Below are 12,341 nucleotides of genomic sequence, written 5' to 3' on the forward strand. Positions count from 1 at the left end.
TTTAATACTATTAGAATTGTATTTGAGACTGATCAATCCTAAAAATTCATTTTATTTATAAAAAAGATATTAATTTGAACAAATTATTTATATTTGTTCCAAATAAGAAATTATACAATTATGAAAAATTTAAAAGCATTGAGTTACGCTCTTATAGCGTTTGTCGTATTATCTTGTAATGACTCTACAGATGTAGTTGAATCTGGCACTTACGAAGGAACAATTATGAAAGTAGAGGCTGACAAAAGTGAAATTTATGTTCAAACTGAAGATGACAAAACTTTAGAGCTTTATTTTACAGATGAAACTGAACTTACCCAAAATGGAGAAAAAGTTGAATTTTCTGTATTGAAAAAAGATCAAAAGGTCGAGGTTGAAGTTGAAAAAGTCGGTAAAAGATTAGATCCGCTTAGCGTAAAAGTTTTAGAATAAAATGCAAACCCCTGAATTCTGGCGTGACGAAATCTGGCATCCATTAAGTGTTCATTTTCCAATTGCACTTATTTTTTTAGCCACAATTTTCAAATTGCTAAGTTTTAGGTTTAAAAAATTTTCGAGCACCGCTTCCATTTTAATAATTGGAAGTGGTGTTTTTTGTTGGATTTCGTACTACACTGGCTCATTAGCCGATGGCGCAGTATCCAGAACTTTGTGTGACCCGACAGTTTTAAAAACACACGAAAATTATGCGTATTATTTGTCTATATTACTTTCTGTCATCGGAATTTTAGAAATATTCAAAATTACATTTGCAGTTCCATTCAAAAGAATATTGAACTTTATTTTAACTTTAGGATTACTAATTTGCTGTATTGGCGTTGGTTATGTTGGCCACCTTGGTGCAGAATTGGTTTATCAACAAGCTGCTGGTGTTTATACACCAAGTCAAGATTGTAAAGAATTTGAATAAACTGATTCGATTATACTTTTACCAATTTTGAATTCAAGATGAAAAAATCATTAGAAATCATATTTTATATCGATGCCTTTTGGATCACTTTTGAAATTATTTAATTAATGAAATCCTAAGTTTTCATAATTAAAAATACACTACATTTGTAAATATGAAAAATATTGTGACATATTTATTATGTACTTTGATGCTGTCTCAAGTATTTCAGCTTGACTTGTCACAATTCGTTAAAATCCAAAATCTTGCTGAACATTATCAATTTCACCAACAAGAATTTGGAGATGATTTTTGGACATTTGTAGATTTACATTATGGCAAAAATCAAAATGAACATGAAGACGAACACAGTGATCACGAGCATTTACCCGTAAACGATTGTCACCATTTTTGTCATCATAGTGTATATTTGAGTACCAATACATATGAAATTCCTAGTTTGATTTCAAATATTTCTTCAGAAGTAAATATCTCCCATTCAGAAAGCTTTTCTTTTCTGCCGACTTCAGAAGTATTTCAACCACCCAAATATTTGATTGATTATAAAAGTTAATTTACTTTAGTTCAATCAAATACAAATTTCATGCTTTCAAAACTTATTGAATTTAGTTTAAAATCTAAATTCATCATACTATTATTTGTTGCTGGCTTAATCGGTTTCGGCGTTTTTAGTTTGAGTCAAATCAGCATTGGCGCTGTTCCAGACATTACGAATAATCAGGTGCAAGTCATTACAACGTCCAGAAATCTTTCTACGGCAGATGTTGAGCAATTCATCACTTACCCAGTAGAATTAGAAATGTCTAATTTGCCAGGTGTCAAAGAAATTCGTTCCACTTCAAAATTCGGACTTTCCGTTGTCACTATCGTTTTTGAAGACGATATGGGCACCTATCTGCCACGTCAACTTATTGCTGAAAAAATAAAATCAGCTTCAGAAAATATACCTAAAGAATTTGGTTCTCCTGAAATGGGACCAATTACGACTGGTTTAGGTGAAATTTACCAATATACGCTGGAAGTAGAGGACGAATATAAAAATCAATACGATGCAACGGAATTAAGAAGTGTCCAAGATTGGATTGTACGCAGGCAATTGTCAGGAATTCCCGGCGTTGTGGAAATTAACTCTTGGGGTGGTTATTTGAAAGAATATGAAGTTGCCTTTTCTTCTGAAGCACTTCAAGCCAGAAACATTAGCATTGCAAGTGTTTTTGAAGCTTTGGAACGCAACAATTCTATTGCTGGTGGCAGTTATATAGAAAAAAATGAACAGGCTTATTTTATTCGTGGAGAAGGTTTAGTAAAAGACCTGAATGACATCGAAAATATTGTAGTCGAAAATCGAGACGGAGTGCCTATTCTAATTAAAGATGTAGCTGAAGTTGGTTTTGGACACGCCAGAAGATTTGGTGCAATTACTGGCAACGGTGAAGGCGAAAAAGTTTTGGGGCAAGTCATGATGCTAAAAAACGCAAATTCTAACGAAGTCATCAACAGCGTCAAAAAACGACTTGCTGAAATTGAAAATACACTACCAGAAGGCGTTTACATCAACGGTTTTTTGGATCGCAGTGAGTTGATTGAGCGGACGACTTCAACCATTTTAGAAAACTTATTACTTGGCTTTTTGGTTGTCACCTTCATCGTAATTTTACTGATCGGTGATTTCCGCTCGGGATTGATTATTGCTTCGGTTATTCCATTGAGTTTTCTCTCCGCCATTAGTTTGATGTATATTTTCAATATCGATGCCAACTTGATGAGTTTAGGTGCACTAGATTTCGGAATTATTATAGATGGTGCCGTGATTATTGTTGAATTTGTAGCGTTTAAAATGCTTCAACAATCAGACAAATTGAAACAAACTTCTTCAACTGAAATTCAAAAACTGAAAGACAAAATCACCTTTCAGGGCGCATCCAAAATGATGAATTCTGCCATTTTTGGACAGCTCATCATCTTGATTGTTTTTATTCCAATTTTATCACTTTCAGGAGTCGAGGGAAAAATGTTTAAACCAATGGCACTCACATTTAGTTTTGCTCTTATTGGTGCCATTGTTCTTTGTTTCACCTGGATTCCTGTAGCAAGCAGTTGGTTTTTGAAACCTGAAAAACTGAAAAAGGAAAACCTTTCCTCTAAATTGATTGACAAAATAAACGCTTGGTATTCACCCAAAATAGAATGGGCGCTGAAACACACCAAAACTGTGATTGTCTCGGCACTATTATTAATAGGCTTAGGTATTTTCACTTTCATTAAAATGGGAGGTGAATTTGTACCGACTTTAGATGAAGGTGACTTTGTCATCCAACCGATTCTGAAAACCGGTAAATCTTTAGAAAGTACAATTGAACGAACCACAAAAATTGAAAACATCCTTTTAGAGGAATTTCCAGAAGTTATACAGGTAGTTTCTAGAATTGGTGCTGCAGAAATCCCAACCGACCCAATGTCTATGGAAAATTCTGACATTATTATTCGGCTAAAACCAAAAAGCGAATGGACTTCTGCGGAAAGCAAAGAAGAGTTGGCAATTTTGATGAAAGAAAAACTAAGCATTATTCCCAATATGGGAATTGAATTTACTCAACCCATAGAAATGCGTTTCAATGAGTTAATTACAGGAGTGCGTTCAGATGTTGCCATTAAGATTTTTGGTGAAGATTTAGATCTACTTGCCCAAAAAGGAAATGAATTAAAATCTATTGTTGAAGATATCGCTGGTGTGGGCGATATTTCTGTTGAAAAAATTGTGGGATTACCCCAAATGTCGGTCAATTACAATCGAAGTAAAATCGCAAGATATGGTCTTGATATTAAAGATATCAACAAAATAATTTCAATCGGATTTGCAGGAAAAAAAGCGGGCGTTGTCTTTGAAGGTGAAAAACGATTCGACTTAGTACTGCGTTTGAAAGAAAATCAACGTCAAGATATTTCAAACTTAAAAAATCTGATGATTGACACGCCAAATCATGGAAAAATTCCGCTAGATGAAATCGCAGAAATAAAATATGACAAAGGACCAGCAAGGATTTCGAGAGAGCAAACACGACGTCGAATTGTAGTTGGTATCAACGTGAGAAATCGTGATTTGAAATCAGTAGTGGAAGATGCAAAAAAAGTAATTTCAGAGAACCTCAGCCTGCCAACGGGATACAGCATTTCTTATGGCGGACAATTTGAAAATTTGGAAAGTGCATCTAAAAGATTACAAATTGCCGTTCCAATAGCTTTAGTATTGATTTTCATTATGTTGTATTTTGCTTTAAATACCATCAAAGATGCATTGCTAATTTTTACAGCTATTCCGTTTTCCGCAGTTGGTGGTGTATTTTTATTATGGTTTAGAGATATGCCTTTCAGCATTTCTGCAGGTGTTGGTTTTATCGCTTTATTTGGTATTGCGGTTTTAAATGGAATTATTCTGGTTGAATATTTTAAAGACCTTCAAAAAAATGACGAACCACTTAGTCATCAAAATATTATAAAAGCCACAAAAGAAAGACTGCGTGCGGTGTTGCTGACAGCAAGTTCTACAGCGCTCGGTTTTTTACCTATGGCAATTTCTACTGGAGCAGGAGCAGAAGTTCAACGTCCATTGGCTACTGTCGTTATTGGTGGTTTACTGACATCTACTCTACTTACTTTAATTGTTTTACCGGTTTTATATAGCATTTTTGAGAAAAAGTCGGCCTCTAAAAAAACACCAAAAATGAATACAAATCTTCTACTAATTTTAGTTTTTGGACTTGGAACTATTTTCACTGTTCAAGGTCAAAATTCTGAATTAGACAATCTGAAATCGAAAATGCTTGAGAACAACAAAGGTTTGAAAGCTTCAAAAATGAGCATCGCACAAAGTGAAACAGCAGAAGGCGAAGCATTTCAATTTCAAAAAATGCAGATTTATCAAAATTATGATGAAGCTGAATGGGATCCGATTACTAATGAGCCTTTGTATCAATGGGGTGTGATTCAAAAATTTGATTTTCCTACGGTTTATGGTAAACGATTACAACGTAATAAATCTGTGACTCAACTGAAAAATATTCAAAATGAATTGAATATTCGGCAGCAGCTAAAAAATTTGGAAATACTGTATCAAACCCATTTAGTTTTGGAAGCCAAAATTGAAATTTACAAAGAATTAGACAGCATCTATGTAGATTTTGCGAGAATGGCTAGACGGAAATTTGAAGAAGGTGAGTCTACATATCTGGAAAAAATATCAGCCCAATCGAAGCAAACGCAAATTCAAAATCGATTGCAATTTTTGGAAAACGAAAGACAAAACAATCAACTTCAATTGCAAAATTTAGTTCAGAAAGATGAAAAAATTCAATTGAAAAAACAAAAGGTTGAGCGTTTGGATATAAAGTTAAATACTCTAGAAAGTAATCCAATTCTGGAGATGAAAATTGCTGAAATTGAATTAGCCAAAAACGAGTTGAGCTTGGCGAAAAATGAATTGCTACCAGGCATTTCTGCAAGTTACTTTAGAAGAAGTAATTCTGCAATTGATAAAAATTTCAACGGATACCAAATAGGTTTGAATGTTCCGCTTTTGTTTTTTGGAGATCGGGCTAAAATCAAAGCGAAGAAAATACAAACAAAAGTTGCTGAGTTTGAACAACAACAAATCGAAATTGACTTAGAAAACGAAAAAGATAAACTTTTGAATAACATCACAGTTCAGGCAGAAAGCCTAAACCGCTTCGAAACTACACAATTGAAAGTGGCTGATGAAATCTTGAAAACTGCCAAAAGTAGTTTTCAAAACGGTGAAATTGATTTTTTCCAATATGCACAAAGCGCTGATCATGCATCGCAAATAAAGCTTGAATATCTGAATCTTTTGGCACGCTACAACCAGCAAATTATTCGTTTAAATTACTTACTATTAAATTAAAAATTATGAAAAATACAGCTATATTTTTTTGCTTTTTGACAATCATCATTTTCTTGGGTTGCAAAAAAGAAAAGCAGGTTGAAGCACATGACGAACATGAACACGAAAATGAAATAGTTCTTACTAAAGCTCAATTCGACAAAGGAGATTTTGAAATTAACAGAGCGGATAGTTTAGTTTTTTATGATGAATTTCGTGTAACTGGCAAAATCGATGTTCCCCCAGAACACCGCGCCTCGGTAAGTTCATTTTTTAGCGGATTCGTGAGCAAAACGCATTTGCTAGTTGGTGATGAAGTGAAAAAAGGTGAATTGTTAGTGAGATTGAAAAACCCTGAATTCATTCAGCTTCAGCAAGAATATGTTGAAAACTATAGTGCATTGAAGTATTTGTCTTCAGAATTTGAACGTAAAAAGAATTTATTAGAAGATCGAGTCATTTCAGAAAAAACATTTCAAAAGGCCAAAAGTGATTTTTTGAGCATGAAAGCTAAAGTTGATGGTTCAAGAAAAACTTTAGAATTGATGAATGTCGACACCCAAAGCGTTTTAAATGGTAATTTTTCTGAAGAAATCAAGATTTATGCGCCGATTAGTGGAAAAATTTCAAAAGTGAATATTTCTCAAGGCATGTATTTGGAGCCTTCGACTTTAATCATGGAAATTTTAGATACTGACCATGTTCATTTAGAACTGGATGTTTTTGAAAAAGACATTTTGAAAATTCAAAAAGGCGATAGTTTAGTGTTTAAAATTCCTGAAATTTCAACTAAAAAATATAAAGGTTATGTAAGGTTGATTGGTGCTGAAATCAACAAAAACAGAATTGTTCGTATTCATGCACATCCTATAAAAGATTCTGAACAATTTTCTGTTGGGATGTTTGTGGAGGCTTATTTCAAAAATAATCCGCAAAAAAAATTAGGTTTACCTAGTGAGGCTTTTGTTGAAAAAGAAAAGGCTTTGTATGTGCTTCAGCTAAAAGAAAAAACTGAAAACGAATACCATTTTGAATTGTTGGAAGTTGATGATACGCAAGAGCAAAATCGATACCGGGCACTAGAAAGCAAAGCGAAACTTTCACCTGAAAATCAATATCTCACCAAAGGCGCTTTCGATTTGGTGGAAGGTGAAGGCGGTGGCGGACATCATCATTAATTTTATTTGAATTCAAGAAATTACTTAACTTTAAAACAAAAAATGCTTGACAAAATCAGAAAAAAAGCTGAAGAAGAGTTGCAATCGGGTGTTTCAGAGAAAAATCATGCCTACAGGTTTGCAACATTAGCTAGTATTCGAAATAATCAACCCAAATGCAGAACAATCGTACTAAGAGCAGTAGAAAATAATTTCAATATTATCTTTTATACTGACAGTCGCAGTGACAAAGTGGAAGATTTTCAAAACAACCCCAACGCTTCTGCCCTATTTTACAATCATGACAGTCTGCTTCATTTAGAAGTTAGAGGAAAAGCTAAAGTAATTACCGACCCAAATCTTATAAATGCTCATTGGGAACAAGTCAAAGACCATTCAACCAAAGATTATACTACCGAAAAAGCACCAGGAACGAGAATTAAGCATCCTGATGAGGTTGAATATTCTGAAAATAACACAAATTTTTCTGTTGTAGAACTCGTAGCTAATGAAGTTGAAGTCCTACAATTGAAACGACCAAACCACATTAGAAGTCGGTTTTATAAAAATGAAAACTCAAAGTGGATTGGCAAATTTTTGAATCCATAAAAAAAGCGACCAATTACGGTCGCTTTTTACAAAAATCAAATCTCTATGAAAAAACTATAAACTACATTGCATTCATACCAATGTTGCCTTGAGCTACGATAACTCCTAGTTCATCAGCACTTAGGTGCACGTTTACATAACCATCAACATCCAAAACATCGCTATAACCAAAACTTGAGTTATCATCTAACATTGCTACGTTAGAACGGCTCATGCCTGTATCTCCATTTACTGGTGTGAAAGTGTAGATAATGTCACCACCTTCTGCAGCAGTATTCATGTGGATGTGTGCTGGGTGCATTCCTCCTGGAGGAGTTCCGTCTAACATAATTGTAGCTTCAGCTTCACCATTCACACGTTCTTGAAACATTACTGTTCCTGAAATGCCTGGAACATCTCTCTCGCCTAAAGTATAAGTAATAGACTCACCAGTCAATTCGTTTTGACCAATATCTCCCTGAGCTACGATGGTACCTAATTCATCTGCACTTAAATGAACGTTTACATAACCATCAACATCTAAAACATCACTATAACCAAAACTTGTGTCATCATCTAACATAGCTACGTTAGAACGACTCATGCCTGTGTCTCCGTTTACTGGTGTAAACGTGTAAAGAATAGCTCCACTTTCCGCAGCAGTATTCATATGAATGTGCGCTGGGTGCATGCCACCTGCTGGTGTACCGTCTAACATGATTGTAGCTTCAGCTTCACCATTAACGCGTTCTTCGAACATTACTGTTCCTGAAATTCCATCAACATCTCTGGTTTCAAGATTATAAGATTTCATTTCGCCTGTCAATTCGTTTTGACCAATGTCTCCTTGAGCAACAACTGTTGCAAGATCATCTGCACTTAAATGAATATTGATATATCCATCAAAGGCTAATAAATCTTCAAAAGAAAGCATTTCTCCAGAATTTGTTGCAGAAACTAAGGTTTCGCTCATTCCAGTTTCGCCATCAACTTCATTTAGCGTAACTACAATATCACCACCTTCAGCAGCGGTATTCATGTGAATGTGTGATGGATGCATCCCATTTGTTGGTGTACCATCTACATCTAAAGTAATGAGTGTAGCTCCATTTGATTGCTCTTGGAATGTGGCTGTACCTGAAACACCAGAATCCGACATTTCCATAAGCGAGTAAATCTTTTGATCTCCGATAGGGTCATTGTTTGTTCCTCCATCGTCATCGTCTGAGCAGCTAAGTAATAAACCTGCTGTCATAAATAAAAAAGTAATTGATTTTAAAAATTTCATAATGTTATATTTAATTGTTTACCTATAGTTACGAAAAATAATTAACGATGGTTCACTTAAAATTTGATTTTAATATTATTTTAATAGGAAAGTTAAAGTCTTACAAAGGAAAAAACTTGTTTTTAGAGAATACATTAAATTTTATCTGTCTGAATAACAAACATCTAAATATTTAGTTTAAACAATAGCTCACAGAAATTTAAAAATTACAATATTTAAGTATTGGCTGTTTTAAATGTTGAATTTAAAATCACGCTGAAGTTATAATTTGAATTTGCCCATTATTCAATAAGTGAAATCAATATTCCTTTTTTGAAGAAGCTTTTCTAAGATTTCATCAAATCTTTACAGTTTATTACAATGGGACATCAACTAGAAGAATACTCTTAATTTGTTTGGATATTTATCAAAATAACTAGAGCCGATTTAATATTAGTCAATTTCATTAGCATTTTTTCTAGTTGAATTCTGTTTATAGAATAAAGTGAAATCAGGTCTTGATTTTGCGTTTTGTCTTGTTTTGTCGTGTTTTGTTTTAATACTTAAGCTATGGAGTAGCTATGCTTAAACTATACTTGAGCTATGGAGGTTAGTGAATAAGAGTAAGCCCCCCCTAGCTCCCCCTAGGGGGAGAATTTTTACTTGCTTGTTGTGGGTTGTTCGTGGACTGGTGAATGGAAGCATCCTTGATTGTAAAAACGAATAGTTTTGATTCTTTTTTTGCTTGGATTTGAATTGAAATTTTTAAGTCTTCTAATTTTAAAGTCTATCAGAATTTTTAAAAATGAAATTGATATGTTTAAATGAGTTTTCAAATAATTAAATACGAAATTTCAAGCTTTTGTATCACTAGTTTTTCTCTACCTTTGAATTTCTTTAAAATTTTTTATGCGATTTTATCATAATTCAATAGCTCTTTTTCTGGGTTTATGGTTTTGTTCTTGGTGTAGTTATGCTCAAGATATCACACTAGCAGAGCAGTTTAATGGGCAATACGATTTTTTATCCATCGGCGCCAGTCATAATAGTGAAACCAGTATAATTAACCCAAACTGTGTGACTGAAGATTATGCTGAAGCAATGCTCAATCTTCCTCAGGGCGTGAGTATCGTTAAAGCTTATTTGTATTGGGCTGAGCCATTTTCCAATAATAACAGTACAATTAACCTTAATGATCAGCAAATTGCTGCAGAAGAAAATTTCTTTTTTGATTTCGCTTTCTTCAATATAGAATTATACGGATATAAATCTGATATTACTGATTTTATCAATGCCAACGGGGATAACGTATATGCGGTTAGTGATGTTGATCTTGAGGCATTTTATGAGCCCACACAAACAGGAGGAACGTTAAACTGTGAAAATGATATTCCTTTTTTTGGCTGGTCAATTTTAATTATTTATGAAGATCCTACCCTGCCTTATTCCCAAATCAACCTTTATGATGGTTTAGATTTTTGTTGGTTTTATGATTCAGATATTGCCATCGATTTTGATAATCTTAATGTGGTGGACAATGCGGATAGCAAATTGGAGTTTTTATCCTATACTGGTGGTGTAGATGCGACTAACCCAATTGCAGATTTATACATCAATGATTTGGTGGTGGATGCGCCCCCGTTGAATCCCGCCGGCAGCATCATCAATTCAAGCAATACCTATACCGGAGATGATGAGTTTTGGAATATGGATTTAGATGTCTTTGCCTTAGACAATTACATCAATTCCGGCGACACTTCTTTGAATTTTTCAATGAGTACCCTTGGTGGGTCAAATTCAGCTTTAGTCCAGCGTTTTGTCACCAAAGTAAGGAGTGAGTTGCCCAACACCCAAGCTTTGTTTACGGCTATATCTGGAGATGCCATTTGTGATAATCGTACTCTTGATCTTACCTGGACACTTCAAAACGACAATGCTACTGGCGCAATTGCCCCTGGACTTCCCGTGTCTATCTACTACTTAGATGAGAATAGTCAAGAGGTTTTGATCGACAATGTCACTAATGCCGATGAGATTCCCATCGGTGGCTCCCAGAGCTATACCACTACTTTAAATATACCTCCAGCTTTAGGTTTAAACTTTGAGCTTTTGATACGTGCCAACGATGCAGGTGATGGCCAAGCTGTGATTGATGAGACGGATTATACCGATAATTCTGATACGATTAATCTTACGCTTGTGGAGTCCCCCGACGCGCTTAGCGTCCAAGATTTAGCCCAGTGCGCCAATTTGTCGGTATCATTTTTCAACCTAAACAATGCCGTGACCGACAGCCCTGAGCCCGAAGATGAGCTCAGTTTCCACCTTTCTTTAGCCGATGCCAACACCGATGACAATGCCATTGCCACCCCAGAGAATTACAATCCCCAAAACTTGACAGAGACCATCTATCTCCGCCGATTCGACGGCAATTGTTTTGCCACCAGCGAATTTGAAATCGAAAGCCTTGTGCCGCCACAAATCAGTGACCCTGCCACATTTGCAGAATGTGATTTTTCAGACGCCCAAGACGGATTTGCAAGTTTTGATTTAAGCAGCAAAATAGATGAGATCATCAACAATAGCCCAGATTATGCCGTCGAATTCTTTACCACCCAAGCCGAAGCCGAAGATTTAAATATAGACACAGGCTTATCTAGTCCTTATACCAATGACAATGCTTTTTCACAAACGCTCTTTGTCCGCGTCACCGATATCAATAATGATTGTGTGTCCTTTACTAGTTTAGAACTACAAGTTGACCTTTTGCCCGAAATTGCTACTTCTGAAGATTTGCCAAGTCTCGAGCTCTGTGATGAAGGCAACGGCCAAGCTGATTTTGATTTAACGCAAAACAGCTCTGATATTCTCAATGGATTGACTGCCACGGAGCACGAGATTGAATTTTATAGCTCAGAAACAGAGGCTGACAACGACCAAAATCCAATTACAAATCCCGATAATTTCATTTCTGCCGGACAAACGATTTTTGTGCGTGTGACTGATATCGAGACTGGGTGTTATGCACTGACTAGTTTCGATTTGCTTGTTTTACCATTACCAGATTTAAATCCGCCAAATACCATTCGCATTTGCGATTTGGATGATGACGGCCAAGCCAGTTTCTTTTTGCCAGTGGTCGAAAACGAACTTATAAATGCACCTGAAAATTACAACTTCAGCTACTACGAAAGTCAAACTGATGCTGACAATGACCAAAATCCCATCAGCAATCCCGATAATTTTATCAACACCCAAAGTCCGATTCAAACGATTTATGTTTTAGTGACCGATACTGAAACTGGCTGCCAAAGCACCACCAATTTTGAAATCGAAGTTTTGCCAGTAAATTTTATTCCTTTTGCCCTGACCGATTTTGAAGTCTGCGCTGATACCACAGATGGCATCGGTATTGGTCTTGATTTGACTAGCCAAGAAGCCTTTATCTTTGGGGAGACTGACAATAGTGATGATTACCTAGTGACTTATCATCTGAGTCAAAGTGATGCCGCTGAAGGCGAA

Annotated in this window: 8 protein-coding genes; 7 read left to right on the top strand and 1 reads right to left on the bottom strand. The window is 35.4% G+C overall.

Features of this window, described 5'->3' with window-relative positions; genetic code table 11:
- Positions 1-120 precede the first annotated feature (120 nt).
- The 6 genes from EIG86_RS01770 to EIG86_RS01795 all read left to right on the top strand — a co-directional run bounded on the left by EIG86_RS01770 (position 121) and on the right by EIG86_RS01795 (position 7,573).
- On the top strand, positions 121-432 hold the full coding sequence (locus EIG86_RS01770) for a hypothetical protein (RefSeq protein ID WP_127844431.1): 312 nt from the start codon (positions 121-123) through the stop codon (positions 430-432).
- Position 433: 1 nt separating this feature from the next.
- A complete protein-coding gene (locus tag EIG86_RS01775) occupies positions 434-910 on the top strand; it encodes a DUF2231 domain-containing protein (protein ID WP_127844432.1) in 477 nt (158 codons plus the stop codon).
- A 154-nt stretch (positions 911-1,064) separates the two neighbouring features.
- Complete coding sequence (locus EIG86_RS01780) at positions 1,065-1,463, top strand: hypothetical protein (protein ID WP_127844433.1); 399 nt, start codon at positions 1,065-1,067, stop codon at positions 1,461-1,463.
- Between the two features lie 30 nt (positions 1,464-1,493).
- Entirely contained in the window at positions 1,494-5,828 is a 4,335-nt protein-coding gene (locus tag EIG86_RS01785) for a CusA/CzcA family heavy metal efflux RND transporter (RefSeq protein ID WP_127844434.1), read from the top strand.
- 5 nt (positions 5,829-5,833) lie between these two features.
- The gene (locus tag EIG86_RS01790) at positions 5,834-6,985 is read left to right on the top strand and encodes an efflux RND transporter periplasmic adaptor subunit (protein WP_127844435.1); all 1,152 of its coding nucleotides are present in this window, start codon (positions 5,834-5,836) and stop codon (positions 6,983-6,985) included.
- A 42-nt stretch (positions 6,986-7,027) separates the two neighbouring features.
- Positions 7,028-7,573 carry a pyridoxamine 5'-phosphate oxidase family protein gene (locus EIG86_RS01795; RefSeq protein ID WP_127844436.1) on the top strand — a complete coding sequence of 182 codons (546 nt, stop codon included), beginning with the start codon at positions 7,028-7,030 and terminating at the stop codon, positions 7,571-7,573.
- A gap of 61 nt (positions 7,574-7,634) precedes the next feature.
- Here the strand turns inward: EIG86_RS01795 and EIG86_RS01800 are convergent, their stop codons facing one another.
- Positions 7,635-8,840, bottom strand: a complete 1,206-nt coding sequence (locus tag EIG86_RS01800) for a CHRD domain-containing protein (protein ID WP_127844437.1) — start codon at positions 8,838-8,840, stop codon at positions 7,635-7,637.
- Positions 8,841-9,728: 888 nt separating this feature from the next.
- On the opposite strand from EIG86_RS01800, the gene EIG86_RS01805 reads away from it, so the two are divergent.
- Positions 9,729-12,341: hypothetical protein (locus tag EIG86_RS01805; protein ID WP_394342211.1), on the top strand; the 2,613-nt coding region annotated here is incomplete at its 3' end.

The sequence above is a fragment of the Psychroflexus aestuariivivens genome (genome assembly GCF_004010055.1).
Lineage (GTDB): Bacteria > Bacteroidota > Bacteroidia > Flavobacteriales > Flavobacteriaceae > Psychroflexus > Psychroflexus aestuariivivens.